We start from the raw sequence: 579 nt of genomic DNA, 5'->3' as shown, positions 1-579 counted from the left end.
GAGGTACTGGTAGAGGGTTTCCCGGCTGATGTTGAACTCGCGGGCAAGCTGCGCCTTGGGCTCGCCGGCCGTCGCTCGCTGCCGCAGGGTAGCAGCCTGCTCATCGGACCGGGCTTTCTTGCGGCCCCGGTACGCGCCACGCTGCTTGGCCAAGGCGATGCCCTCACGCTGCCGCTCGCGGATCAGGGCGCGCTCGAACTCAGCGAAGGCCCCCATCACCGACAGCATCAGGTTGGCCATCGGCGAGTCCTCGCCAGTGAACACCAGGCCCTCCTTCAGGAACTCGATGCGCACGCCGCGCTGAGTCAGCTTCTGTACCAAGCGACGCAGGTCATCGAGGTTGCGGGCCAGCCGATCCATGCTGTGCACCACCACTGTATCGCCTTCGCGGACGAAGCTCAGCAGCGCTTCGAGCTGGGGGCGCTGGGTGTCCTTGCCCGATGCCTTGTCGGTGAACACCTTGCTCACCTGGGTTTGTTCCAGCTGGCGTTCCGGGTTCTGGTCAAAGCTGCTGACCCGGACGTAGCCGATGCGGTGCCCCTGCACGATGTCTCCTTGGTTGAAGGCGGCTTAAGTGCA

At 64.9% G+C, this 579-nt stretch carries 1 protein-coding gene; it reads right to left on the bottom strand.

The annotated features are described in order from the left end of the window. On the bottom strand, nucleotides 1-546 hold a 546-nt coding region (locus R7Z77_RS27185), incomplete at its 3' end, for a recombinase family protein (protein WP_318137282.1). Nucleotides 547-579: the final 33 nt, after the last annotated feature.

The sequence above is a fragment of the Vibrio sp. 1401 genome (genome assembly GCF_033340295.1).
The sequence above is the reverse complement of the archived record's forward strand: the minus strand, read 5'-3'. Positions and strand labels throughout refer to the sequence as shown.